Origin of the sequence: Actinomadura meyerae (assembly GCF_900188445.1) — a bacterium.
Lineage (GTDB): Bacteria > Actinomycetota > Actinomycetes > Streptosporangiales > Streptosporangiaceae > Spirillospora > Spirillospora meyerae.
Window position 1 is genome coordinate 96,904 of the sequence record NZ_FZOR01000017.1, and the last position, 25,915, is coordinate 122,818.

The 25,915-nt window shown below is 73.6% G+C and carries 19 protein-coding genes; 12 read left to right on the top strand and 7 right to left on the bottom strand.

Going from position 1 to position 25,915, the window contains the following annotated elements:
- The first annotated feature begins 75 nt into the window (after positions 1 to 75).
- The 4 genes from CHF16_RS19000 to CHF16_RS19015 are packed head-to-tail and all read left to right on the top strand — an operon-like array spanning position 76 to position 3,549.
- Positions 76 to 621: a hypothetical protein gene (locus tag CHF16_RS19000; RefSeq protein WP_143228052.1), complete on the top strand. Its 546-nt coding sequence runs from the start codon at positions 76 to 78 to the stop codon at positions 619 to 621.
- The gene (locus CHF16_RS19005) at positions 621 to 1,664 is read left to right on the top strand and encodes an efflux RND transporter periplasmic adaptor subunit (protein WP_089327410.1); all 1,044 of its coding nucleotides are present in this window, start codon (positions 621 to 623) and stop codon (positions 1,662 to 1,664) included. The genes CHF16_RS19000 and CHF16_RS19005 overlap by 1 nt, the downstream gene beginning before the upstream one ends.
- The gene (locus tag CHF16_RS19010) at positions 1,661 to 2,350 is read left to right on the top strand and encodes an ABC transporter ATP-binding protein (RefSeq protein WP_089327411.1); all 690 of its coding nucleotides are present in this window, start codon (positions 1,661 to 1,663) and stop codon (positions 2,348 to 2,350) included. Before CHF16_RS19005 ends, CHF16_RS19010 begins: the two co-directional genes overlap by 4 nt.
- On the top strand, positions 2,347 to 3,549 hold the full coding sequence (locus tag CHF16_RS19015) for an ABC transporter permease (protein WP_089327412.1): 1,203 nt from the start codon (positions 2,347 to 2,349) through the stop codon (positions 3,547 to 3,549). Before CHF16_RS19010 ends, CHF16_RS19015 begins: the two co-directional genes overlap by 4 nt.
- Positions 3,550 to 3,616: 67 nt before the next feature.
- On the opposite strand, the gene xylA is transcribed toward CHF16_RS19015, so the two are convergent.
- The gene (gene xylA, locus CHF16_RS19020; protein ID WP_089327413.1) at positions 3,617 to 4,777 is read right to left on the bottom strand and encodes a xylose isomerase; all 1,161 of its coding nucleotides are present in this window, start codon (positions 4,775 to 4,777) and stop codon (positions 3,617 to 3,619) included.
- Positions 4,778 to 4,788: 11 nt separating this feature from the next.
- Positions 4,789 to 6,171 carry a xylulokinase gene (gene xylB / locus CHF16_RS19025; protein ID WP_089327414.1) on the bottom strand — a complete coding sequence of 461 codons (1,383 nt, stop codon included), beginning with the start codon at positions 6,169 to 6,171 and terminating at the stop codon, positions 4,789 to 4,791.
- Positions 6,172 to 6,260: 89 nt separating this feature from the next.
- Here xylB and CHF16_RS19030 point away from each other — a divergent pair, with 89 nt between their 5' ends.
- Positions 6,261 to 7,466, top strand: a complete 1,206-nt coding sequence (locus CHF16_RS19030) for an ROK family transcriptional regulator (RefSeq protein WP_089327415.1) — start codon at positions 6,261 to 6,263, stop codon at positions 7,464 to 7,466.
- 15 nt (positions 7,467 to 7,481) lie between these two features.
- Here CHF16_RS19030 and CHF16_RS19035 read toward each other — a convergent pair whose 3' ends face one another.
- The 3 genes from CHF16_RS19035 to CHF16_RS19045 are packed head-to-tail and all read right to left on the bottom strand — an operon-like array spanning position 7,482 to position 12,399.
- Positions 7,482 to 9,017, bottom strand: coding sequence for a glycoside hydrolase family 43 protein (locus CHF16_RS19035; RefSeq protein WP_089327416.1), 1,536 nt, complete (start codon positions 9,015 to 9,017; stop codon positions 7,482 to 7,484).
- Entirely contained in the window at positions 9,014 to 11,356 is a 2,343-nt protein-coding gene (locus CHF16_RS19040; protein WP_089327417.1) for a beta-xylosidase/alpha-l-arabinosidase, read from the bottom strand. Before CHF16_RS19040 ends, CHF16_RS19035 begins: the two co-directional genes overlap by 4 nt.
- Entirely contained in the window at positions 11,353 to 12,399 is a 1,047-nt protein-coding gene (locus CHF16_RS19045) for a LacI family DNA-binding transcriptional regulator (protein WP_089327461.1), read from the bottom strand. The genes CHF16_RS19040 and CHF16_RS19045 overlap by 4 nt, the downstream gene beginning before the upstream one ends.
- A gap of 270 nt (positions 12,400 to 12,669) precedes the next feature.
- Here CHF16_RS19045 and CHF16_RS19050 point away from each other — a divergent pair, with 270 nt between their 5' ends.
- The 4 genes from CHF16_RS19050 (at position 12,670) to CHF16_RS19065 (ending at position 17,029) form a co-directional block, all read left to right on the top strand.
- Entirely contained in the window at positions 12,670 to 13,962 is a 1,293-nt protein-coding gene (locus tag CHF16_RS19050; RefSeq protein ID WP_089327418.1) for an ABC transporter substrate-binding protein, read from the top strand.
- Entirely contained in the window at positions 13,959 to 14,951 is a 993-nt protein-coding gene (locus CHF16_RS19055; RefSeq protein ID WP_089327419.1) for a carbohydrate ABC transporter permease, read from the top strand. The genes CHF16_RS19050 and CHF16_RS19055 overlap by 4 nt, the downstream gene beginning before the upstream one ends.
- A gap of 8 nt (positions 14,952 to 14,959) precedes the next feature.
- Complete coding sequence (locus CHF16_RS19060) at positions 14,960 to 15,787, top strand: carbohydrate ABC transporter permease (RefSeq protein ID WP_245868799.1); 828 nt, start codon at positions 14,960 to 14,962, stop codon at positions 15,785 to 15,787.
- Between the two features lie 186 nt (positions 15,788 to 15,973).
- Positions 15,974 to 17,029, top strand: a complete 1,056-nt coding sequence (locus CHF16_RS19065; protein ID WP_245868802.1) for a lytic polysaccharide monooxygenase auxiliary activity family 9 protein — start codon at positions 15,974 to 15,976, stop codon at positions 17,027 to 17,029.
- A gap of 244 nt (positions 17,030 to 17,273) precedes the next feature.
- Here the strand turns inward: CHF16_RS19065 and CHF16_RS19070 are convergent, their stop codons facing one another.
- Entirely contained in the window at positions 17,274 to 19,013 is a 1,740-nt protein-coding gene (locus CHF16_RS19070; RefSeq protein ID WP_089327422.1) for a glycoside hydrolase family 6 protein, read from the bottom strand.
- Between the two features lie 751 nt (positions 19,014 to 19,764).
- On the opposite strand from CHF16_RS19070, the gene CHF16_RS19075 reads away from it, so the two are divergent.
- The 3 genes from CHF16_RS19075 to CHF16_RS19085 all read left to right on the top strand — a co-directional run bounded on the left by CHF16_RS19075 (position 19,765) and on the right by CHF16_RS19085 (position 24,823).
- Positions 19,765 to 20,799: a LacI family DNA-binding transcriptional regulator gene (locus CHF16_RS19075; protein WP_089327423.1), complete on the top strand. Its 1,035-nt coding sequence runs from the start codon at positions 19,765 to 19,767 to the stop codon at positions 20,797 to 20,799.
- Positions 20,800 to 20,921: 122 nt separating this feature from the next.
- Entirely contained in the window at positions 20,922 to 23,846 is a 2,925-nt protein-coding gene (locus CHF16_RS19080) for a glycoside hydrolase family 48 protein (RefSeq protein ID WP_089327424.1), read from the top strand.
- Positions 23,847 to 24,022: 176 nt separating this feature from the next.
- The gene (locus CHF16_RS19085; RefSeq protein ID WP_089327425.1) at positions 24,023 to 24,823 is read left to right on the top strand and encodes an SAM-dependent methyltransferase; all 801 of its coding nucleotides are present in this window, start codon (positions 24,023 to 24,025) and stop codon (positions 24,821 to 24,823) included.
- Here CHF16_RS19085 and CHF16_RS19090 read toward each other — a convergent pair.
- On the bottom strand, positions 24,792 to 25,598 hold the full coding sequence (locus CHF16_RS19090) for a hypothetical protein (RefSeq protein WP_089327426.1): 807 nt from the start codon (positions 25,596 to 25,598) through the stop codon (positions 24,792 to 24,794). The two genes, CHF16_RS19085 and CHF16_RS19090, sit on opposite strands and share 32 nt — an antisense overlap.
- Positions 25,599 to 25,915 lie beyond the last annotated feature (317 nt).

A 25,915-nucleotide genomic window follows, 5' to 3' on the forward strand; every position in this document is an offset into this window, starting at 1 on the left:
GGGTTACCCGCCGGGGGCTGGACTTGCCCGCACCGCCGGCGGTCCGTCCGGCGGGGACGACAAGGAGCCCGAACGATGCGACGAACGACGCTCGCGGTGCTGGCGCTCGTGCCGGTCCTGGCCCTCGGGGCGCAGGGCTGCGGCGGGGGGAAGGACGCCGCGGGGAGCGGCGGCGGCAACGCCGGCGACGACAAGAAGATGCGCGAGTTCGCGCAGTGCATGCGCGAGAACGGCGTGGACATGCCCGACCCGAAGGACGGCAAGGTCGAGATCCGGGCGTCCGCGGAGCCCGGCGGCGGCGCCGAGCAGACCGACGAGAAGATCCAGGCCGCGCAGAAGAAGTGCGCGCGCCTCATGCCCAACGGCGGGAAGCCGAAGAAGCCCGATCCGGGGCACGTCGCCAAGATGCGCGCCTTCTCCAAATGCATGCGCGACCAGGGCATCAGCGGCTTCCCCGACCCCGAGCCCGACGGCCGGATGCTGGTCGAGGGCAAGGAGGGCACCGACATGGACCCGGCGAGCTCGAAGTTCAAGGCGGCCCAGAAGGCGTGCGCGAAGTACCAGCCCGAGGGTCCCGGCAAGTCCGTCGGCGGGCCGGCCGGCGAACCGGGCGGCGAGTAGTGGCCAGGACGCGCACCATCGCACTGGGCGCGGCGGGCGTGGTCGTCGTCGGCGGCGCCGGCCTCGCGACCGCCGGGCTGGGCGGCGGCGAGGGCCCGGCCGCCGTCCGCGGCGCCCTGCCGCCCGCGACGGCGCCGGTCGAGCGGACGACCCTCGTCGAGACCGAGGAGGTCGACGGCACGCTCGGCTACGGGGACGCCCGCACGGTGTCCGCCTCCGGCGGCGGCGTCGTCACCTGGCTGCCCGGCAGCGGGTCGGTGATCTCCCGCGGGCGGCCGGTGTACCGGGTCGACGACAGGCCGGTGCCGCTGCTGTACGGCAGGCTGCCGATCTACCGGACGCTGTCCACCGGGACGAAGGGCGCCGACGTCCTGCAGTTCGAACGGAACCTGCGGGCCCTCGGCTACACCGGGTTCACCGTCGACAAGACCTACGGCGCCGCGACGGCCGCGGCCGTGAAGCGCTGGCAGGAAGCCCTCGGCGTCGCGGAGACCGGCACGGTCCGGCCGGGGTCGGCGGTCGTCGCCCCCGGCCGGATCCGGGTGTCGGCGCGCAAGGCGGGCGTCGGCGACCGGCTCGGGGGCCCGGTCCTCGCCTACACCGGCACCACCCGCGTCGTCACCGTCGACCTCGACGTCAAGTACCGGCGGCTCGCCCGCGAGGGGGCCGCGGTGGAGGTCGAGCTGCCGTCCGGGGACACCGTCAAGGGCCGGATCGCCGCGGTCGGGAAGGTCGCCCGGGAGGGCGAGAGGGACAAGCCGGCCACCATCGAGGTGGAGGTCTCCCTCGGCTCCCAGAAGTCGCTCGGTTCCTACGACCAGGCGCCCGTGGAGGTCCGCCTCACCGCGAACCGGCACCGCGGCGTGCTCGCCGTCCCGGTCGGCGCGCTGCTCGCCCGCGGCGATGGCGGGTACGCCGTCCAGGTCGTCGACGGCGGGCGGGTCCGCACGGTGCCCGTCGAGACGGGAGTGTTCACTGGCGGGCGCGTCGAGATCTCCGGGTCCGGCGTGGCCGAGGGCATGAAGGTCGGGGTGCCGTCATGACGCCGGTCGTGGAGCTGCGCGAGGTCACCAAGACCTACCCCGGCGGGGTGACCGCCCTGGACGGGGTGTCGCTGGCCGTCGCGGAGGGGGAGCTGGTCGCGATCGTCGGGCCGTCGGGGTCCGGGAAGTCGACGATGCTGCACCTGCTCGGCACGCTCGACCGACCGAGCGCCGGCACCGTCCTCGTCGAGGGCACCGACGTCTCGCGGCTGCCGGACCGGCGGCTGTCGGCGCTGCGCGCCCGGCGCGTCGGGTTCGTCTTCCAGCAGTTCCACCTCGCGGCGGGGGTGAGCGCCCTCGACAACGTCGCCGACGGGCTGCTGTACGCGGGCGTGCCGCTCGCGCAGCGGCGCCGCCGGGCCCGGCGCGCGCTGGAGCGCGTCGGCCTCGGGCACCGGCTCGGACACCGGCCGCACCAGCTGTCGGGCGGGGAGCGGCAGCGGGTCGCGATCGCCCGCGCGGTCGTCGGCGAGCCGGCGCTGCTGCTGGCGGACGAGCCGACCGGCGCGCTGGACTCCGCGTCCGGCGCGGGCGTGCTGGACCTGCTGCGCGAGCTGTCCGCGGGCGGGACGACCGTCGTACTGATCACGCACGACCGGGACATCGCCGCGCTGCTGCCCCGCCAGGTGCGGATGCGCGACGGCCGGATCGTCCGCGACGGGGTACGGGCGGAGGCGGCGACATGACCCGGGGCGACGGCGACGCGCCCGCCCGGCTCGGCCCGCGGGACGCGCTGCGCGTCGGCGCCGCCGGCCTGCGGTCCCGGCCGCTGCGGGTGTTCCTGTCCGCGCTGGGCATCGCGATCGGCATCGCCGCGATGATCGGGGTGGTCGGCATCTCGACCTCCAGCCGCGCCCAGCTCCAGGCCACCCTCGACCGGCTCGGCACCAACCTGCTCACGGCCGAGCCCGGCCGGGACTTCTTCGGCGGGGCGGCGCAGCTGCCCGAGCAGTCCGTCGGGATGGTGGGGCGCATGCCGGACGTCGAGTCGGCGTCCGCGACGGCGACGCTGCAGGACGCCAACGTCTACCGCAACGACCGCATCCCGGAGGGGGAGAGCGGCGGGATCAGCGTCCGCGCGGCCCGGCTCGACCTGCCGGGGACCGTGGGCCTGGCGATGGACTCGGGCACCTGGCTCAACGCCGGCACGGCCCGGTACCCGGCCGTGGTGCTCGGCGCGGAGGCGGCCGACCGGCTCGGCATCGCGGGACCGGGCGCGCAGGTGTGGCTCGGCTCGCAGTGGTTCACCGTCGTCGGCGTCCTGCGGCCGAACCAGCTCGCCCCCGAGCTGGACTCCGCCGCGCTCGTCGGCTGGGAGGCCGCCAGCGCCCGGCTCGGCTTCGACGGCCACCCCACGACCCTTTACACCCGGGCCCGGGAGGACGCGGTGGAGAAGGTGCGCGGGCTGCTCGCCGCCACCGCGAACCCGGAGGCGCCCACCGAGGTCGAGGTCAGCCGCCCGTCCGACGCGCTGGCCGCGCGGGCCGCCACCGACGAGGCGTTCACCGGGCTGCTGCTCGGGCTCGGCGGCGTGGCGCTGCTGGTCGGCGGCGTCGGGGTCGCCAACACGATGGTGATCTCGGTGCTGGAGCGCCGCGCGGAGATCGGGCTGCGCCGCGCCCTCGGCGCGACCCGCGGGCAGATCCGGCTGCAGTTCCTCACCGAGTCGCAGCTCCTCGCCGCGCTCGGCGGGGTCGGCGGCGTGGCCATCGGCACCGCCGTCACCGCGGTGTTCGCGGTGTCGCAGGGGTGGCCGACCGTCGTCCCGGCGTGGGCGATGGCGGGCGGCGTCCTCGCCACGCTGCTCATCGGCGCGGTCGCGGGCCTGTACCCGGCCGTCCGGGCGGCCCGCCTCGCACCCACCGAGGCGCTGGCGGCCCCCTGACCGGGGCGGGAGCGGAACGGCGGAAGCCCGCCCCCGGGGCGGCGGGGCGGGCTTCCGGGCGGGCGCGTCAGGAGCGCACGCCGTAGAGGTGCTCCAGGGCGAGCTGGTCCAGCAGCTCGAACGCGGTGCGGCGGGCGCCGAGGGCCTCGGCGTCGGCGGTGGCGGCGCGGACGGAGCGCCAGTCCTCGCCCTCGGCGAGGGTGGGCTGCGCGAGCTCCTCCACCTTGGCCTGGCGCAGCGCGTCCTGGACATCGGGGTCGGCGCGGAACGCGCGGACCTTCTCCCGCAGGATCAGCCAGTTGCGCATGCACGCCGCCGCCGACTCCCACACGCCCTCGTCGTCCTCGGTGCGCGGCGGCTTGAAGTCGAAGTGGATCGGGCCGCTGTAGTCGCTGTTCTCGATGAGGTCGACGACCCAGAACGCGCCGCGCGCGTTGCCGGCGCCGAAGCGCAGGTCCTGGTCGTAGCGGGGGCCGTGCTGCCCGTTCAGGTCGATGTGGAACAGCTTGCCCTGCCACAGCGCCTGGGCGAGGCCGTGCGCGTAGTTGAGCCCGGCCATCTCCTCGTGCCCGACCTCGGGGTTCAGGCCGACGTTGTCGGGGCGCTCCAGCGTCTGGATGAACGCCAGCGCGTGCCCGATGGTGGGCAGCAGGATGTCGCCGCGCGGCTCGTTCGGCTTCGGCTCGATCGCGAACCGCAGGTCGTAGCCCTGGTCGGCGACGTAGGCGCCGAGGACGTCGAACGCCTCCTTGTAGCGGTCCAGCGCGGCCCGGACGTCCTTGGCGGCGCCGGACTCGGCGCCCTCGCGCCCGCCCCAGCACACGTAGGTCTTCGCGCCGAGCTCGGCGGCGAGGTCGAGGTTGTCCATGACCTTGCGGAGCGCGAACCGGCGGACGTCGCGGTCGTTGGCGGTGAACGCGCCGTCCTTGAAGACCGGGTGCCCGAACAGGTTGGTGGTGGCGGTGGTGACCACGAGGCCGGTCTCGTCGAGGGCCTTGCGGAACGCGGCGATCCGCTCCTGCCGCTCGCCGGGCGAGGCGTCGAAGTCGAACACGTCGTTGTCGTGGAAGTTGACGCCGTAGGCGCCGATCTCGGCGAGCTTGCGGACGGCGCGCTCGGCCGGCATCGCGGGGCGGGTGCCGGGCCCGAACACGTCGGCGCCCTGCCAGCCGACCGTCCAGATGCCGAACGAGAACCGGTCCTCGGGCGTGGGCGTGTAGTCGCTCATGGGGTTCCTCCTCAGATTTCCGGGGCGGAGTCGCGCAGCGCCGCGTAGCGCTCCCGGACCTCCGCCTCGGTGCGGTCGCTGGTGTGCTCGGTGGCTGGCGCCGCCGGCCAGTCGGGCGGCTCCGCCGTCCCGGCGAGCGCCCACGCCGCCTGGCGGGCGGCGCCGAGCGCGACGTACTCGGCCGGCTCGGGCACCGTCACCGGCGTCCCGAGGATCGCCGGGGCCAGCTCGCGGACGGCGGCGGACCGGGCGCCGCCGCCGATCAGCAGCGTGCGGCGGGGCCGGACGCCCTGCGCGGCCAGGTGGTCGACGGCGTCGGCGAGCGAGCACAGCAGCGCCTCGACCGCGGCCCGCGCCAGGTTCTCCCGCGTCGCGTTGGACGTGGTCAGCCCCGCGAGGACGCCGGTCGCGTCCGGGCGGTCGGGGGTGCGCTCGCCGTCCAGGTACGGCAGCAGGGTCAGGCCGCCGGCGCCGGGCTCGGCGGCGAGCGCGAGCGCGGACAGCTCGTCGAGCGCGGCGCCGGTCAGCGCGGCGGCGGCGGTCAGGATCCGGGCGGCGTTCAGCGTGCAGACCAGCGGCAGGAACCGGCCGGTCGCGTCGGCGAACCCGGCGACCAGGCCGGAGGGGTCGGCGGCGGGCGCGTCCGCGACCGCGAACGCCGTCCCGGACGTGCCGATCGAGACCACCACGTCACCGGGCCGCAGCCCGAGGCCGAGCGCGGCGGCCATGTTGTCGCCGGTCCCGGCGCCGAGCGCGGCGCCCCAGGCGGTCTCGCCGACCGCCTCGCCGGGGGCGGCGACGCGCGGCGTCCGCGCGTCGCGGCCGAGCGCGGCGCGCAGCAGGTCGGGCAGGTACGCGCCGGTCGCGGGGGACCAGTAGCCGGTGCCGGACGCGTCGCCCCGGTCGGTGACCGGCTCGGCGGCGCCGAGCCGCATGGTCAGCCAGTCGTGCGGGAGCATGACCTGCTCGGTGCGGCGCGCGTTCTCCGGCTCGTGCTCGGCCATCCAGCGCAGCTTGGTGACGGTGAAGGAGGCGAGCGGCACGCTGCCGGTCCGCTTCGCCCACGTCTCGGGGCCGCCGAGCCCGGCGACGAGCGCGCGGGCCTGCGGTGCCGAGCGCGTGTCGTTCCACAGCAGCGCGGGCCGCACCACCTCGCCGGCGCCGTTGAGCGCGACCATGCCGTGCTGCTGGGCGCCGACGGCGACCGCGTCCGCCCGCTCCAGCAGCTCCCGGACCTGGGAGAGCGCGCTCCACCAGTGGTCCGGGTGGCATTCGGTGCCGTCGGGATGCGGCGCGGACGCCTGCGCGACCACGGTCCCGTCCCCGGCGCGGCACAGGACGGCCTTGGTCGACTGGGTGGAGGAGTCGACGCCCGCGACCAGTGTCTCGGCCATCCCGCCCCCTTTCGTAAAGAGCTTGGACTAATTAACGTAGCAGAGGGCCGAGGCCGTGCCCATAGCCGCGCTGCATTTAGGGTTCATTCATGACAAAGTCCGCGAACGCCCCCGTCCGGCACGCGACGATGCGCGAGCGGAACCTCGCCGTCGTCTTGGACCGGGTGGCCCGGCACCAGCCCGTGACGAGGGCGCGGCTCGCCGAGCTGACCGGCTTCACCAAGACGACCGTCTCCAACCTCGTCGCCCTGCTGGAGGGAGCCGGGCTGGTGCGCGACGGCGCGCCCGTCCACGAGGGGGAGCGCGGGCGGCCCGGCGTGGGCGTCTCCCTGCACGGCGACGGCGCCGCCGGGCTCGGCCTCGAGGTCAACGTCGACTACCTCGCCGCCTGCGTCCTCGACCTCGCCAAGCAGGTCCGGTACCGGCACGTGGTCAGCGCCGACAACCGCGGCCGCGAGCCCGGCGACGTCCTCGCGGCGCTGTCCGCGCTCGCCGCCGAGGCGGTCGCGGCCGCCGCCGGGCAGGGCCTCGCGGTCGCCGGCGCCGCGGTCGCGCTGCCCGGCCTGCTCGACCGCGAGAACGGCGTGGTCCGGCACGCCCCGAACCTCGGCTGGACCGACGTCCCGGTCACCGGCGCCCCCGGTGTCGCCGCGCCGCTGCCCGCCGAGTACGACAACGAGGCCAACCTCGCCGCCCTCGGCGAGCTGTGGTTCGGCGGCGGCGCCCGGTTCGGCGACTACGTGCACGTCTCCGGCGAGATCGGGATCGGCGCCGGCATCGTCGTGGACGGGCGCGTGTTCCGCGGCGCGCACGGCTTCGCCGGGGAGCTCGGCCACCTCATCGCCGAACCGGACGGCCCGCCCTGCTCCTGCGGCGGGCGCGGCTGCCTGGAGCAGGTCGCCGGGCAGGAGGCGATACTGCGCGCGGCCGGCCTGCCGGCGACGCGCCCCGCCGGCGGCCCCGGGGGCTCGGTCGGCCGGCTCGTCGAACGGCTGGAGGCGGGCGACCCCGCCGCCCTGGGCGCGGTGGCGCGGGCCGGGCGGGCGCTCGGCGGCGCGCTCGCCTCCGTCGTCAACCTGATCGACCCGGACACCATCGTCCTCGGCGGCGTGTTCTCCCCGCTGGCCGACTGGGTGCGGCCCCCGCTGCGGGACGTCCTCGCGGGCGGCTCGGGATCGCTGCGGCGGGGCGTCCCGCCGGTCGAGGTGTCCGGCCTCGCCGAGGGCGCCGCCGTCCTCGGCGCGGCCGGCCTCGTGGTGGAACGCGTGATCGCCGACCCGGCGCTGCTGCTCTAGAACGCCCCCGCCGCCCTAGAGCGATCCCTGGAGCGGGGTGTACTCGAACCAGGCGAAATCGGCGTGGTTCGCGCTCGCCCGCCCGTGGGAGGTGGCGTAGAGGCCGACCAGGGCGCCGGTGAAACCGCCCGCGACCTGGCTCGTCAGGATGTCGCCGTCCACGGGGTCGCCGAGCGGCGTCCAGACGCCCGGCTCCGCACTGAAGGACGCCCGGTACCAGCGCCCGTGGGCCTCGAAGCCGAGCCCGACCCGTCCGGGGGCGGGCGGCGCCTTGGCCAGCACCGTCTCGACGCCCTGCTCCCGCTTCACCAGCAGCACGCCCTCGGCCGCCGACACCAGCAGGACGTGGAAGTCGTTGTTCTGGACGAGCGCGAGCCCCGCCCACTCCTCGTCCGCCGGGGTGAAGTCCAGCGCGGTGAAGGCGGCGAAGTCGTGGTGCTGCTGGCGGCGGCCGACGAACGACGGGTTGGCGACGTCCGCCAGGCTCTCCGGCCGGACGCGCATCCGCAGGTGCCCCGGCCGCTCGGCCAGGCTCCACCACCGCTCCCGCGGCGGCCGCAGCATGGTCCACTCCGGGCCGAGCTCCGGGCCGTCGAACGCCCCGGCCCGCGGCACCGCCGGCCACGGGTGCGGCGGCAGCGACGGCACCGGATGGCTCGGCTCGACCCGCCCGCCGGTGACCGGCCAGCCGTCCTCCCAGGCGAGCGGCGCCAGGAAGGTCTCGCGCCCGAGGACGCACCGGTCGCCGCCGTGCGGGCGCATCGCCAGCAGGACCATCCACCATTCGCCCTCGGGCGTCTCCACCAGGTCGGCGTGCCCGGTGCCGACGATGGGGTGCGCGGTGCCGAAGTTCCGGTGCGTCAGCACCGGATTGCGCGGGCTGCCCTCGTACGGGCCGGTCACGGCGTCGGCGCGCGCGATCATGACGGCGTGGTCGAGCGCCGTGCCGCCCTCCGCGGTGAGCAGGTAGTACCGCCCGCCGATCTTGTAGAGGTGGGAGCCCTCCGACCAGATCGACCCCTTCACCGCGCCGTCCCAGATCACGTGCTCGGGCCCGGTCAGCGCCAGGGACGCCGGGTCGAACTCGCGCAGCCAGATCTCGGTGTGCCCCTCGTACCGGCCGGTGAGCCGGGTGCCGGTGCACCAGGCGCGGCCGTCGTCGTCGAAGAACAGGGACGGGTCGATGCCCGCGCCGTCCAGCCGGTGCGCATCCGACCACGGGCCCGCCGGGTCGGACGCCGTCATCACGAAGTGCCCGGACCACTCGGTCCCGTCCACGAGGGTGCACACCAGGTAGAAGGTGCCGTCGTGGTGCCGCAGGGTCGGCGCGTACAGCCCGCCGGACGCGGGCACCCCGTCCAGCGGCAGCTGGTCGGGCCGGTCCAGCGCGTGGCCGGCGGGCCGCCAGTGCACCAGGTCGCGGCTGTGGAACACCGGCAGCCCGGGGAACCACTCGAACGTGGACGTCACGAGGTAGAAGTCGTCGCCCACCCGGCAGATCGACGGGTCGGGGTGGCAGCCCGGCAGCACCGGGTTTTCGAACCGGGTCATAGCGGGGTCACCTCCACGGGGACGGTCAGGACCCGGTCGGGGCCCGGCTCCCGGACGGGTCCCTCCAGGGTGAACGAGCCGCGCAGCGGCAGGTCCGCGCTGGACCGGCCGACCTCGACCCCGATGGTGCCGGGCTCCACGACGCGCCGCAGGGCGGCGCCCGTGAAGGAGGTCCGGTCGGCGTGCACCTCGAACGAGACGCGGGCCGCCTCGCCCGGCTCCAGCCGGACCCGGGCCCACCCGGCGAGCCAGCGCACCGGCCGCACCACCGACGCGATCGGGTCGGACAGGTACAGCTGGGCGACCTCCGTGCCCGCGCGGTCCCCGGTGTTGCGGACGACGGCGCTGACCGTGACCGCCCCGTCCGTGGCCGCGCGCTCGCCGACCTCCAGGTCCGAGTACTCGAACGTCGTCCAGGTCAGGCCGTGGCCGAACGGGTACAGCGGGACCGGGTCGACCGTGCTCCAGTCGTGGGAGCCGTCCATCGGCGCCCGCAGGTAGGTGGTGGGCGGGCCGGACGCGCGGCGCGGCACGCTGATCGGCATCCGCCCGGACGGGTCGACCCGCCCGGCGAGCACGCCGGCGACCGCCGGGCCGCCCTCCTCGCCGGGGAAGAACGCCTGCACGACGGCGGCGGCCCGGTCGGCGAGGCCCTCGATCGCGTACGGCCGGCCCGACAGCATCACGATGACCGTCGGCGTGCCGGTGTCCAGGACCGCCTCGGCCAGCTCGGCCTGCCGTCCCGGCAGCGCGAGCGTCTCGACGTCGCAGCCCTCCCCGGACGTGCCGCGGCCGAACAGCCCCGCCCGGTCGCCGAGCACGATCACGCACACCCCGGCGTCCCGGGCCGCGGCGGCCGCGGCCTCGATGTCGGCGTCGTCGGCGACGAAGACGTCCTTCGAGCCCGCGACGCGGACGCCGGGCAGCTCGGCGCGCAGCGCGTCCGCCACCGACGGGATCTCCACGCCGAGCGGCAGCTCGGGGTGCTGGCGGCCGACGTGGCTCGGGAACGTGTAGCAGCCCATCATCGCGAACGGGTCCTCCGCGAGCGGCCCCGTCACGACGACCCCGTCACCGGTGCTCAGCGGCAGCACGCCGTCGTTGGACAGCAGCACGACCGACTCCTCGGCCAGCCGCCGGGCCAGGGCCCGGTGCTCCGGCGGGTCGAAGTCGAGGTCCCCGTCCGCGTCCCCGCCGTCGCCGCCGTCCTCGTCGCCGGGCACGCCGTCCAGCAGGCCCAGCTCGGCCTTCATCGCCAGCACCCGGGCCGCCGCCCGGTCCAGCAGCTCCTCCGGGACGGTGCCCGCCCGGACCAGCTCGATCAGCGGCTCGCCGTAGCAGCGGACGGTCGGCAGCTCCACGTCGATCCCGGCGCGCAGCGCGAGCGCGCCGGACTCGCCCCGCGACCCGGACACCCGGTGCCGGGTCTCCAGGAACGAGATGCCGAAGTAGTCGGCGACGACGGTGCCGGTGAACCCCAGCTCGTCGCGCAGCAGCCCGGTCAGCAGCCGCTCGTCCGCGGCGGCGGGCATCCCGTCCACGTCGGTGTAGGAGTGCATGACCGAGCGGGCGCCGCCGTCGCGCAGCGCCATGACGAACGGTTCGAGGATGACGTCGGCCAGCTCGCGCGGGCCGACCGGCACGGGCGCCATGTTCCGGCCGGAGCGGGAGGCGGAGTAGCCGGCGAAGTGCTTCAGCGTCGTGACGATCCCGGCCCGCTCCATGGCCTGCACGTAGGCGGTGCCGAGGACGCCGACGAGGTAGGGGTCCTCGCCGATGCACTCCTCCGTGCGGCCCCAGCGCGCGTCGCGGACGACGTCCAGCACCGGCGCGAGGCCCTGGTGGACGCCGCCCGCCCGCATGCTCTCCGCGATCGCGGCGGCCATCTCGCCGACCAGCTCGGCGTCGAAGGAGGCGCCCCATGCGGGCGGGCTCGGGAACACGGTCGCGCCCCAGGTCATGAACCCGTTCAGGCACTCCTCGTGCGCGATCGCCGGGATGCCGAACCGGTTGCCGGCGGCGATCCGGCGCTGCAGCTCGCGGAGCCGGGCGGCGCCCTCGGCGGCCGGGACGGGAGCGGTCCCGAACACGCGGGTGAGCTGGCCGAGGCCCCGGTCGACGACCTCGTCCAGGGACGGGGCCGTCTCGTGCGAGTCGTCCTCCATCGGGGCCACCGGCTCGCCCGGTTCCGCGGGCATCGCCCAGAACCCGGCGAGCTGCCCCGCCTTCTCCTCCGGCGTCATCCGGGCCAGCAGGTCGGCGACCCGCTCGGCGACCGGCGACTCGCGGTCCTGCCAGGGCTCGCGGGTCGCGTTCGCGGCCGGGACGGCTTCGGTCATCGTTCCTCCGTGGGGGCCGGCGGGGTGGGGGGCGGCGGCGCGGTGGAGGCGCGGACACGCAGGTCGGTGGCCAGCTCCACGCGCGGGGTCAGCGGCGGTCGCCCGTCCAGCAGCTGCAGCAGGGTGCGGGCCGCGACGCGGCCCATCTCCTCCAGCGGCTGCCGGACGGTCGTCAGCGGCGGCGAGAGCCACTCGCAGGTGGGCAGGTCGTCGAAGCCGACGACGCTGAGGTCCTCGGGGATGCGCAGCCCGGCCAGCCGGGCCGCCTGGTAGGCGCCCATCGCCTGCTCGTCGCTGCCCGCGAACAGCGCGGTCGGCGGCTCGGGCAGCTCCAGCAGCTCGCGGGTGCGGGCGAACCCGCCCTGGTGGTGGAAGTCGCCGTAGCGGACGAGGTCCTTGTCGACCTCGATCCCGGCGCGCTCCAGCGCCGTCCGGTAGCCGTCCACCCGGGCCTGCGTGCACAGCATGTCGGCGGGGCCGCCGATCATCGCGATGCGGCGGTGGCCGAGCTCGATCAGGTGCTCGGTGGCGGCGAGGCCGCCGGCCCAGTTGGTGGCGCCGACGCTGGCGATGTCGGTGTCCGGCAGGTTCACCGGGTCGACCAGGACGAGGCCGACTCCGGCCCGCTCCAGCTGCTCGCGCTGGCGGCGCGTCATCCGGGAGGTCACCAGGATGACCCCGTCGCTGTGGTGCAGCGCGGGCAGGTTCTGCCAGCTCGGCGGCCGGGCGTCGTCGTCGCGGACGAGCGAGACGACGACGCCGGTGCCGTGCTCGGCGCACTCGGCCTCGACGCCGCGCAGGATCTCCACCGCCCACGGGCTGTCGAGACCGGCGAGGACCAGGTCGATCAGCCCGGACCTGCGGGCCCGGCGGGAGCCGCCCGGACCCGGGTAGTTGTGGGTGCGCAGCAGCGCCTCCACCCGCTCGCGGGTCGCGGCGGCCACGTCGGTGCGGCCGTTCAGGACCTTGGAGACCGTGGCGGGGGAGACCCCCGCCTCCGACGCGATCAGCGCCAGGGTGGGCCGGGCCGGGGGGTCCGGCATCTCATCGGTGGTGCGCACGGGCAGCTTCACTCCTCCCCGAGGAAACGATTGCGAACAGTATCGCAATGTTTCGCTCGCTCCTAGCCCCCGAGTCCGAGTTCTCAAGGTTTCATTTAGGTCAACGGGCGGCGAAGCCTTGACCCTGGGGTGGCCCTTTCTTAGAGTTCCACGGCAACGGCAAGCTCGAAGAGTTTCGAAAAGCTTTCGACGCGGACGGTTCCCCCCGCCCGCCGGTCCCGGCCAAGCCCACCCCCGATCCAGGAGGCCACCATGGGCATTCCGCACCTGTCGCGCCGTTCGTTCCTGACCGCGGTCTCCGCGGGCACCGTGGCGATCACCGCCGCGCCCCTCCTCGCCGCCTGCGGCGACGGCGACTCGGGGGGCGGCAAGGTCACCGTCGAGTGGATGGACATCGCCACCACCGAGCCGTCCAAGACGCTCTACCCGCAGATCGCCAAGGCGTACGAGGCGGCGCACCCCAACGTCCAGATCAAGCTCACCAACCTCGAGAACGAGGCGTTCAAGTCGAAGATGACGGCGCTCACCGCCTCCGGCAAGCTGCCGGACATCTTCGTCACCTGGGGCGGCGGGGTCCTCAAGCAGCAGATCGACGCAGGGCTGGTCAAGGACGTCACCTCCGACGGCGCCTCCATCCTGGGCACCATGACGCCGGTGTCGCAGAAGCCCTACCAGTTCGACGGCAAGACCTACGCCATCCCGTACGACATGGGCGGCGTGGGCTTCTGGTACAACAAGGCGCTCTTCTCGAAGGCCGGGGTCAAGGAGCCCCCGAAGACCTGGACCGAGTACCTGGACGCCGTCCGCAAGCTCAAGGGCGCGGGTATCACCCCGATCGCCATCGCGGGCAAGGACAAGTGGCCCGAGATGTACTACTGGGCCTACCTCGCGATGCGCATCGGCGGCCTCCCCGCGCTGCAGCAGGCCGAGAAGGCCAACGACTTCAGCGGCGCCCCCTTCGTCCAGGCCGGCGAGAAGGTCAAGGAGCTCGCCGACCTCGACCCGTTCCAGAAGGGCTTCCAGAACGCCGGCTACGACACGCCCGGCGGGCAGGCCGCCACCATGGGCGCCGGCAAGGCCGCCATGGAGCTGATGGGGCAGTGGGCGCCCGCCGTGCAGAAGGACGCCTCCGGCAAGGACCTCGGCGACGACCTCGGCTGGTTCCCCTTCCCGAGCGTCGAGGGCGGCCAGGGCCAGGCGACCGAGGTGTTCGGCGGCGGCAACGGGCACGCGCTCAGCAAGGACGCCCCCAAGGAGGCCATCGACTTCCTGGCCTTCCTGATGAACATGGAGAACGAGAAGAAGCTCGTCTCCTCGGGCGCCTTCATGCCGGTCGTGAAGGGCGCCGAGAGTGAGCTGGACAAGAACCGCAAGCTGGTCGCCGACGCGCTGAACGCCTCCACCGGGTTCCAGCTCTACCTCGACCAGGCGTTCCCGCCGGCGGTCGGGCAGGAGGTCAACGACAGCGTGGCGGCGCTGATCGGGGGCAAGAAGACGCCCCAGCAGGTCACCGAGTCCGTGACCAAGGTGGCCAAGAGCCAATGACCCTGTCCGCCACGACCGACGATCGGCCGCGGCACGCCGCAGGGGCCCCGCGCAGGCGGGGCCCCAAGGCGTCGGCAGGGGAGAGGCTGCGCGGCTGGGCGTCCAGCACCTGGTTCCTCCTGCCCGCCCTGCTGCTGTTCTTCTTCTTCGTCCTGATCCCGATCTTCGTCGCGTTCTACACGAGCTTCTTCCGCTGGGGCGGCTTCGGCTGGCCCGATGACTTCACCGGCCTGGAGAACTACCGCAAGCTGGCCGACGACCCCGTCTTCCGCGGCGACCTGTGGCGCGGCCTGCTGATCATCGTGTTCTCGATCGTCGTCCAGCTGCCGATCGCGCTCGGCACGGCCGTCCTGCTGAACCAGAAGATGCGCGGCCGGGCGATCTACCGGGCGATCTTCTTCGCGCCGTACATCCTGTCCGAGGTGATCGCGGGCGTCCTGTTCGGCATCATCTTCCTGCCGGACAGCGGGCTCGCCGACACGCTCGTCGAGGACCTGCCGCTGCTCGGCGGCCTCGCCGGGAAGTGGTTCTCCGACCCCGACACCGCGCTGCCGACCCTGTTCGCCGTCATGACGTGGAAGTACTTCGGCTTCCATATGATGATCTACCTCGCCGGCCTGCAGGGCATCCCGTCGGAGGTGCTGGAGGCCGCCTCGATCGACGGGGCGGGCCCGTGGCGGCGGTTCCGCAGCGTCACGCTGCCGCTGCTCGGCCCGACGCTGCGCATCAGCGTGTTCCTGTCCGTCATCGGCTCCCTCCAGTTGTTCGACCTCGTGTGGGTCACCACGACGGGCGGGCCGACGCACTCCACGGAGACGATGGCCGTCACCATGTTCCAGTTCGGTTTCAAGCGCTACCAGATGGGCTACGCGGGCGCGATCAGCGTCGCCATGTTCCTCATCTGCATGGTCTTCAGCCTGCTGTACCAGCGGTACGCGCTGCGCCGCGACCTGCAGGGCGCGGTCACCAACGCGGGGGGCCGCCGATGAGAGCGAGCATGAGAGCGGGCATGGTCCGGAGCCTGTCCCGGCACACGCTGGTGTGGGTGCTCGGCTCCTTCGTCGTCGTCCCCCTGCTGTACGCGGTGGTCTCCGGTTTCAAGACGACCGGCGACCTCACCGCCGACCCGCTGGGGCTGCCGCACCCGTGGAAGCTGTCGAACTACACCGGCATCCTGTCGTCCGGCGACTTCTGGCGGCAGATCGCCAACAGCGTGCTGATCGCCGTCGCCACCACGGTCATCACCGTCGCGGTGTCGGCGCTGGCGGCGTTCGCGTTCGCCCGCTACGCCTTCCGGGGCCGGGAGCTCTTCTTCACGCTGTTCGCCGCGGGGCTGATGTTCCCGCCCGCGGTGGCGGTGCTGCCGCTGTTCGTCCTGCTGCGCTCGTTCGGGCTGCTGGACAACCCGCTCGGCATCATCCTGCCGCAGGCCGCGTTCGCGCTGCCCATCACGATCATTATCCTCCGGTCGTTCTTCCGGACGATCCCGGGAGAGCTGGAGGAGGCCGCCATCATGGACGGCTGCTCCCGGCTCGGGTTCTTCTGGCGCATCCTGCTGCCGATGGCGCGGCCCGCCCTCGGCACCGTGTCCGTCCTCGCGATCGTGACGAGCTGGAACAACTTCTTCCTGCCGCTGCTGGTGCTCGCCGACCCGAAATGGCAGACCATCCCCGTCGGCATCCAGCAGTTCCAGGGGCAGTACTCGACGAACTACGCGCTCGTCATCGCCTACATCGTGCTGGCGATGGTCCCCGCGATCGCCTTCTACGCCCTCGCGGAACGGCAGCTGATCGGAGGGCTCACCGCCGGCGCCACCAAGGGCTGAGCCCCCGCCGCGACACGGCCCGGACGGCGCCGTCCGGGCCGTATGGTCCTGCCGTCGCGCCCCTTCGATGAAAGGGTGAAAGGACCGTTCCGGAGCCCGCCCGCCCGGGTCTAGCGTCCGCCTGGACAGGACTCTCCTCGGCCCGTGGACGGGAGGACGATGGGAAGGCGACGACGAAGAGCGCTCTTGGCGGGGGCGGTGCTCGGCCCCGCGCTGCTGGCGGGCGCCCTGGTCACGGCGGTGCCGGCGTCCGCGCACGGCGCGATGATGGTGCCGGGCAGCCGCACGTACCTGTGCTGGAAGGACGGGCTGTCCTCGACAGGGCAGATCGTCCCGCACAACCCGGCGTGCGCGGCGGCCATCGCGCAGAGCGGCACCACCTCGCTCTACAACTGGTTCGCGGTGCTCCGCTCGGACGGCGCCGGCCGCACCCGCGGCTTCATCCCCGACGGGGAGCTGTGCAGCGGCGGCGCGGTCGTGTACGACTTCAGCGGCTACGACCTGGCCCGCGACGACTGGCCGGTCACGCACCTGACGTCCGGCGCGGACATCGAGTTCCGGTACAACAAGTGGGCGGCCCACCCGGGCACGTTCCGCACCTACATCACCAAGGACACGTGGAGCCCGACCCGCCCGCTCAGCTGGGACGACCTGGAGGACGAGCCGTTCTACAGCGCCACCGACCCGCCGAGCGTCGGCTCGCCCGGCAGCGAGGACGCCTACTACCACTGGAACGCCCGGCTCCCGTCCGGCAAGAGCGGCCGCCACATCATCTACACCGTGTGGCAGCGCTCGGACAGCAACGAGACGTTCTACGGCTGCTCCGATGTCGTGTTCGACGGCGGCAACGGCGAGGTGACGGGCGTCGGCGAGGGCGACGGCGACGGCGACCCGACCGACCCGCCCACCGACCCCACCGACCCGCCCGGCAACCCCGGCATGGTGTGCAGCGCCGAGTACACCTCCACCAACAGCTGGGGAGGCGGCTACCAGGGCGAGATCAAGGTCACCAACACCGGCACGCTCCCGCTCAACGGCTGGATGGCCCACTTCACCTTCGCCAACGGTGAGACGGTCGGCAGCCTGTGGAACGGCACCTACACGCAGTCCGGTCCGGACGTCACGGTGAAGAACGAGAGCTGGAACGGCTCGCTGGCCGTCGGCGCCTCGACGACCTTCGGGTTCACCGCGAACGCCCCCGGCTCGTCGACGGACCTCGAACCGCACTGCATGACCTCCTGACAGCTCCCGCACTATCCGCTCCCGGCAGAACACGGCCCGCGGCGTCCGGCAGGGGACGCCGCGGGCCGCTCCCGTTCCGGCGCCGCACCGCGCGGCGGGCCGGCGTCCCGGGACGGCGAGAAGCCCCGGACCAGCGAGAAGCCCCGAGACTGGGAGAAGCCCCGAGACTGGGAGAGGGCCCGGGACAAGGAGAAGCCCCGTGACCGGGAGCCGGTCACGGGGCCTTTCTCTCCTTGGGGGCCGGTTACTGGACGGGCGGGTTGGCGTTCTGGAGCAGTTCCTGGAACTGGGCGGAGAACCAGTGCCCGGACAGGGGCGCGTCCGGCAGGGCGCCGCTCATGTTGTTGTTGTTACGCGGGTTGCCCTCGTAGGTCGGGTCGCACATCCGGTCGAAGCCCTTGCCCTCGTCGTTCGGGATCTCCTCGCTGGCCCCGTCCGACTCGCCCGGAGGCTTCATCCACACGTAGGCGTCGATACCGGACGCGGGGGCCGCCTTCGGCCGCTCGCCGAGGCCCGCTCCCGCCTGGTTGCACCAGTTGCCGAGATGGATGCGCCGGTCGGTCCGGCCGCCGTCCACGTAGGCGTTCACGTCCGTCATCGGGCCGGGCCCGGTCGGGCGAGCGGAACCGCCCCAGCCGTTGCGGCTGGTGTCGATGAGCATGCCGATGCCGGAGTCGAACCCCTGGCTGATGAGCTCCTGGCGGAACGCCTGCGCGTAGGACAGCTCGTCCACGTAGCGGTTCCAGTCCACCCAGTCGGACTCGCGCACGGACGTGCCGCCCACGCTGTCGTTGATGGTGAAGTAGGGCTCGGTCAGCGCACCGTAGTTCGCGGTGTTGGTGATGAACCCGGCGACGTTGCCCTTCGAGCCGGACATCTCCGCCACCTCCGCGAGGAGCTGCGCGGTCGGGGAGAAGTTGTCGTCCCACCCGATCCAGCCGTGGTGGCCGATGTCGATGTAGTTGTAGACGTTGGACAGGGCGCCGAGCTTCTGCAGCGCGTAGGCGATGCCCTTCTGGTAGTTGCCGTTCTCCTTCATGACGTTGCAGTTCTCGGTGGCGGTCGGCCGGTCGCCCGCGTTGGTGATCAGGTTGGGCAGGGAGTCGATCTCCACCACCGCGGCGATCCGCAGGCCGGCGTACTTCTCGTCGCCGAGGATCTCCGCGATCGGGTCGATGAACTGCTCCTTGTACTTGTCGAGCTCGGTCGGGCCGAGCTCGCCGTTGGAGGCGAGCGCCGAGCAGTCCCGGCCGGGCAGGTCGTAGACGACGAGGTTGACCAGCCCGGCGCCCTGGTCGAGGGCGGCGTCGAGGTGGTCGCGCAGCCCCATCCCGCCGTTGACGCCCTCGATCGCGGCGATCCGGTCCAGCCACACGCCGGTCGGCTGGTCCGCGATCGCGCCGCCGCCGGGCTCGGCGGCGGCGTGCGCCGACCATTCGGGGTTCACGTACTGCTTCACGCCCGCGTACGGGTTGTCGACGCGGTCGCCGGGGTCGCCGTCGCCCGGGTCGCCGTCACCGGGATCCCCGTCGCCCGGGTCGCCCGTCGACCCGTCGCACACGGTCCCGTTGAGCTTGAACTGGGTGGGAGCGGAGTTCGTGCCGGAGTAGGTGCCCTGGAACCCGGGGTTGGCCGACGCGTTCGTGCCCAGCGCCGGAGCCCAGCTCGGGTTCCGCACGGTGACGTGCTGCCCCGACTGGCTGAACGTGCCGTTCCAGCCCGACGTCACCTGCTGGTCGCCGGCGAAGTCCCACTCCAGCGTCCAGCCGCCGCTGATGGCGTCGCCGAGGTTGGTGACGGTCACGGAGGCGGTGAAGCCGGAGCCCCAGTCGTTCGTGGTGTAGTCGACTTTGCAGCCGGCGGCCGCGCTGGCCTGGGCCTGGGCCAGCGCGACCGTGCCTGAGGCGAGCAGGACGACCGCCGCGGCGGTCGCGGCGCCGCGGCGCCGGGCGCCGGGCCTCCTGCGCGCAGGGGGGTGTTTCATCCGGATTCCTCCATCTGGTTGGGGTGGACTTCTTCCGGGTGGTCAGGGGCGGGCCGCTGGTGCGCGGCGGCGGCGCCACAACTCGGGCGCGTATTCGGCGCCAGGCATCGGCTTCCGGCATTCGGTGGCGGCCGTGTCACAATGGTTGTCATTGCCGGTCCGCAGCCCATGGCTCCAATGGAGCTCCGGAATGGGCGTGATGCCGTTCTCCCCGAGAAGGCCGGCGCAGTTCCGCACCGCGTTCCGGTACGCGCCGCCGCGGCGCGCGGCCGGACGGCGTCGCCGGGGGCGCCGATGAACGTGTTGCCGGAGACCTCCAGCTCCGGTGCAGGCCCGCAGACAGCGGCCCGGGCCGGCGGCGCGCCGAGCGCGGTCCCGGCGGCGGCGAGCGGGCCGGCCGCGCACGGCGCCCCGGTCAGGGCGGCCGCGGCGGCGCGCGGGGAAGGCGACGATCTCATGGGATCTCGGCTTTCACGTCGGAACTTTTCGCTTGGGAGCGCTCCCACTCCTGGACTGCGGTGAACGTAGAACGGGCCGGACGCGGCATGGAACCCCTGTTCCATTCCTTTCACGAATTTTCACGGCGCCTCGCGCGCGCGAAGAGGGACCGGGGAGCCATTCGGCGGATCCAATTGGCCTGTGACCCTTGACACAAACGGCGTCCGACCGGATTCTTGGGAGCGCTCCCACTACTCCCGACCCGGTCCCACCCCCCTCGACGGCCCGGGAACCCCCGAAGGGAGTGCCAAGCGTGACCCTCACCCACCCCGAAGACCCCGCCCTTCCCGACCGCCCCCCGACCCTCGCCCACGTCGCCGAGCTCGCCGGCGTCTCGCCCGCGACCGCCTCCCGCGTGCTCAACGGCTCGGCCCGGGTCAGCCGCACGGCCCGCCAGCAGGTGGAGGCGGCCGTCGAGCGGCTCGGCTACGTCCGCCGCCGCGGCGGCTCCCCCGACCGGGAGTCCTCCGGCACGATCGCGGCCGTCGTGTGCGAGGACGCCTGCCGCGTCCTCGGCGACCCCTACTTCGCGCGCCTGCTGTGGGGCGTGCGGCGCGAGCTGGACGGCCGCGCGCCGCTCGTCGTCCTCATGGCCGGCCGGCCCGACGAGTGGCGCGCCACCACCGGCTACCTGCGCGGCGGCCGGGCCGAGGGCGTGCTGCTCGTCGGCGCCCGCCGCGACCAGGTCGCCCCGCTGGTGCAGGCCGCGGCGGGCGCGCCCGTGGTGCTGGCCGGGCGCCCTCTCGACGAGGTGGCGCTGCCCTACGTCGACGTCGACAACCGCGGCGGCGCGCACGCCGCCGTCCGGCACCTGCTCACCAGCGGCCGCCGCCGGATCGGCACGATCGCCGGGCCCGCCGACACCGGCGCGGCCGTGGACCGGCTGGCCGGCTACCGGCTCGCCGCGCGGGAGGCCGGGATGGGCGTCAACGGGCTGGTCTGCCAGGGCGACTTCGGCCGGCTGTCCGGCGAACGCGCGATGCGCCGGCTGCTGGAGCGGCGGCCGGACGTCGACGCCGTGCTCGCCGCGTCCGACCAGATGGCGGTCGGGGCGCTCAGCGCGCTGCGCCGGGCGGGCCGCCGCGTGCCCGACGACGTCGCCGTCGTCGGCTTCGACGACGCGCCCGTCGCCCGGCAGGTGCGGCCCCGGCTCACCACCGTCCGCCAGCCCGCCGAGGACCTCGGCGCCCGGCTCGCCCGCGAGCTGCGCGCCTGCACCGGCGGCCGGCCGAACACCGAGCGGCGCGTCGTGCTGCGCACCAAGTTGATCATCCGGGAGTCCGGCTGACGGCCCCGGCCTGACGCGCGCCCGCCCGCGGGCGCGCTCCTCCAAGGGACGCCGCCGCCGGACTCCGCCGGCGGTGGAGCCCGGCATGCCCGCACGCCGGGCGACTCAGGAAGGGAACCAAGGTGAGAAGACGGCAACGATGGCGCGCGCTCACGGCCGTGGGCGCGACGCTGACCCTGCTCTGCGGCGGTCTCGGCGCGCTCGCACCGGCGAACGCCGCGGCGGCCGCGTGCAAGGTCGTCTACACGAAGAACGACTGGGGCGGCGGCTTCACGACCACCATCGACATCACCAACCAGGGCGACGCGCTGAACGGCTGGACGCTGAAGTACTCCTACACGGGGAACCAGCGGCTGACCAGCGGATGGTCGGGCAAGTGGTCGCAGTCCGGCCAGGACGTCACCGTCCAGAACGAGAGCTGGAACGGGTCGCTGGCGTCCGGCGCGACGGTGAGCGTCGGCGGGCAGTTCACCTACAGCGGGACGAACACCGACCCGACGTCGTTCACCCTGAACGGCACGCCCTGCAACGGCAGCACGTCCGCCCCGAAGGTGTCGCTGACCAGCCCGGCGGCCGGAGCCACCTACTCGGTGGGCGCGTCGGTGCCGCTCGCGGCGACCGCCACCGCCGGGACCGGCGCGACCGTCTCCAAGGTCGAGTTCTTCGACCAGGACGGCCCGCTCGGCGCCGCCGACACCACCGCCCCCTACACGCTGGATTGGACGCCCTCGGCCGCGGGCGACTACTCGCTCTACGCCAAGGTGACCGACAGCGCCGGCGGCACGGCCGAGTCCGCGCCGGTCGGCATCACGGTCGCGGCCGAGGCGAGTGTCGTGGCCGGCCCGTCGAAGCTGACCGTCGCGCAGGGCTCCACGGCCACGTTCGCGGTGAAGCTGTCCGAGGCGCCGTCGTCGGACGTCACCGTGACGACCGCGCGCACCGCGGGCAACAGCGGCCTGTCGGTGACCGGAGGCGGGACGCTCACGTTCACGCCGCAGAACTGGTCGACCGCGCAGAATGTGACGATCACCGCGGACGACTCCGGCACGGGCGAGGCGACCTTCACCTCGTCGGCCTCCGGCTTCGCCCCGGCCACGGTCACCGCGACCGAGGTGGCCACCGGCGGTGACGGCTACACCCAGCGGTTCCTCGACCAGTACAACAAGATCAAGGACCCGGCGAACGGCTACTTCAGCCCCGAGGGCATCCCGTACCACTCGGTGGAGACCTTCATGGTCGAGGCGCCCGACCACGGGCACGAGACCACGTCCGAGGCGTACAGCTACCTCATCTGGCTGGAGGCCATGTACGGCAAGGTCACGCAGGACTGGGACCCCTTCAACGACGCGTGGGCGCTCATGGAGAAGTACATGATCCCGACCCACGCCGACCAGCCGACGAACTCCTTCTACGACCCCTCCAAGCCCGCCACGTACGCCGCCGAGCACCCCGAGGTCAGCGACTACCCGTCGCTGATCGACGGCAGCGTCCCGGTCGGGCAGGACCCGATCGCGAGCGAGCTGAAGTCCGCCTACGGCACCGACGACGTCTACGGCATGCACTGGCTGCAGGACGTCGACAACGTCTACGGCTACGGCAACACGCCGGGCGGCGGCTGCGAGGAGGGCCCGAGCGCAGGCGGCCCGTCCTACATCAACACCTACCAGCGCGGCTCCCAGGAGTCGGTGTTCGAGACCGTCCCGCAGCCGACGTGCGACAAGTTCGCGTTCGGCGGCACCAACGGCTACCTCGACCTGTTCATCAAGGACTCGTCCTACGCCAAGCAGTGGAAGTTCACCAACGCCCCCGACGCCGACGCGCGCGCCATCCAGGCCGCGTACTGGGCGAACACGTGGGCCGCGGACCAGGGCAAGGCCGGTGAGGTCTCGGCCACCGTGGCGAAGGCCGGGAAGATGGGCGACTACCTGCGCTACGCGTTCTTCGACAAGTACTTCAAGAAGATCGGCGACTGCCGCCCCGCCTCGTCCTGCCCCGCCGGGACGGGCAAGGACAGCGAGCACTACCTGCTGTCCTGGTACTACGCCTGGGGCGGCGCCACGGACACCAACGCCGGCTGGGCGTGGCGCATCGGCGACGGCGCCTCGCACTTCGGCTACCAGAACCCCCTGGCCGCCTACGCGCTGGTGAACGACGCCGCGCTCGCCCCCAAGGGCGCCACGGCCAAGGCCGACTGGGAGAAGAGCCTCACCCGGCAGCTGCAGCTCTACAAGTGGCTGCAGTCCGCCGAGGGCGGCATCGCGGGCGGCGTCACCAACAGCTGGGACGGCAGCTACAGCACCCCGCCGACCGGCCTGACCGAGTTCTTCGGCATGCCCTACGACTGGCAGCCCGTCTATCACGACCCGCCGAGCAACCAGTGGTTCGGCTTCCAGGCGTGGTCCATGGAGCGCGTCGCCGAGTACTACCAGGTCACCGGTGACGCGAACGCCGAGGCGATCCTCGACAAGTGGGTCTCCTGGGCGCTGTCGAACACGACCGTCGACCCGTCCACGGGCTCCATCCAGATCCCGTCGACGCTCACGTGGACCGGGCAGCCGGACGCGAACTGGTCGTCGTCCAGCGGCATGCCGCCGGCCAACTCCGACCTGCACGTCACGGTGGAGGACTACACCAGCGACGTCGGCGTGGCCGCCGCGTACGCCAAGACCCTGACGTACTACGCCGCCAAGTCCGGCGACGCCGACGCCAAGCAGACCGCCAAGGACCTCCTCGACGCCCTGTGGAAGCACGCCGACGCCAAGGGCGTGTCGGTGGAGGAGAGCAAGGGCGACTACCGGCGCGTCATCGACCCGGTCTACGTCCCGTCCGGCTGGACGGGCACCATGCCGAACGGCGACCCGATCAACTCCAACTCGACCTTCATGTCCATCCGGTCCTTCTACAAGAGCGACCCCGACTACCAGCGCGTCATGGCCTACGCCAACGGCGAGACCTCCACCGCCCCGACCTTCACGTACCACCGCTTCTGGGCGCAGGCGGACATAGCCCTCGCCATGGCCGACTACGGCCGCCTCTTCAACGAGTAGACCCACCCCCACGGGCCCGTGGCGGCACCCGGCCGCCACGGGCCCTCGCGTTTTCGGGGCGGGGGCGTTCGGCTCGTCCCCCATCCCCGCGCCGCGGCCGTCTCACGGTGGGTCCCGGTGCGGGCACTCCGCGTCCGTGAGACGATCATTTGCCCGGGGAAGAGCGGAGCTTTGCGATGGCCGATGAGAGGTGGACTCCCGCCGACGTGGATCTGGTCACGCCGAACACGGCGCGGATCTACGACTACCTGCTCGGCGGCAAGGACAACTACGCGGCGGACCGGGAGGTCGCCGAGCGGCTGCTCGCCGTCATCCCGGAGGCGCGGGCGGCCGCGCGGGAGAACCACGCCTTCATCGGCCGCGCGGTGCGGTTCCTCGCCCGCGCCGGCGTCCGGCAGTTCATCGACGTCGGCAGCAAGCTGCCCGTGCGCGGGAACGTCCACGAGGTCGCGGCGGAGATCGCGCCCGACGCGGCCGTCGTGTTCGCCGACGGCGACCCGGTGGTGCTGGCGCACGCCCGCGCGCTGCTCGCCCGGACGAGCCGGGCCGCGTTCGTCCCGTGCGACCCGCTGCGCCCGGACGCCGTCGCGGACGACCCGGAGGTCCGCGCGCTCATCGACTTCGACCGGCCCGTGGGGGTCGTGCTCGACCGCGTCCTGCACTTCATCCCGGACGCGGCCGAGGCCGCCGCCGCGCTGCGCCGCCTGCACGGCGCCCTCGCTCCGGGCAGCCACCTGGTGTTCACGCACATCACGCAGGAGCCCGAGCCGGAGTCCGGCGGCGACGTCGGCCGGGTGTTCCAGCCGTCCAGCGGCCACTTCTGGGGGCGCGGCCGGGACGAGATCCTCGAGATCGTCTCGTGCTTCGAGCTCGTGGAGCCCGGCCTGGTCTTCACCCCGCTGTGGCGCCCCGGCGGGCCGGTCACGGCGCACCCCGAGCGGGCCTTCACCCTGGCGGGCGTGGCCCTCCGCCGCTGACCGAGAGGGCGCGCAGCCGGCGCCGCCAGGCGGGCAGGCCCTCGCGCGCTCCGCGCACGGTGCGGCGGTGGACGCGCGCCGGGGCGGACCCGGCGACGTGCACCCAGCCCTGGTGGCTGCGGCCGGTGACCTCCAGCCGGACGAGCGGGACGTAGGAGTCGGCGCGGATCCCCTCGTACCCGTGCCGCACGATCGAGTGGTAGATGTCCTCGGACACGATCAGCGCCAGCGGCGCGCGGGTGCGCCGCAGGGCGCTCCTCGCCTCCGCCGAGTCGAGCAGCCGGAAGGCGACGTCGAGGGCCTCGCCGAAATTGCCGTGCCCGTCGTTGTGCACCTCTCCGGCGTGCACCACCACCCGCAGCCGAATTCGCCGGTCGCCGCCGGGCGTGATCGTCTGCGCCGAATTGTATTCGGCGAGCAGTGCGGACAGCAGCGGCACGACCGGGTGCAGCAGCAGCGTTTTCGGAACCTCGTCGAAAGGGCGCACCAGAACGAGGACGCCGTCGCCCCGGTCGACGTACTCCTCCCGGTGCCGCCGCCCGATTCCGGCGCGGTTGAACGCCTCCTCCAGCAGCCGGTACAGGGTGCGCCGCAGTTCGGCCTTCACCGGGTCGGTACGCGTCGTCGACGCCTCGATGTCCACCGCCAGGATCGCCCGGTACCGGGGCCGGACCCGCACCCGGTCGGCGGCGGGGACGGGAGGCCCCGCCGCGCCGGCGGGCACCGGCAGCACCGCCCCCGGCATCGCCTCGCGCACGGCCGTCGTCTGTTCCATTCCCCCCGCGCCCCTTTCTCCCCGCATCCCCCATTGCTCCCGGGAAACGATCCTGGCATTCCCCGCCCCGGCCCGGCAACCCAGTAGAACGCGGGTCCGCGGCGGTGTTTTCCCGGTAAATGTGAATTCCTTTCAGCAGGGCCCGGACCGGGCCGTGACCAGGGTCCGGGCGAGGGGCCGTCCCGCGTCAAGGGAGGCGCGTCCCGAATGGTCCCGGTGCGGCGGGACCCGGGTCCGGCAAGATCGGGACGGAAACGCCGGAACGGCGCGCGCATCGATCGCATAACGCGCCGGTACGGGGCGCCCCGGCTCGGGGA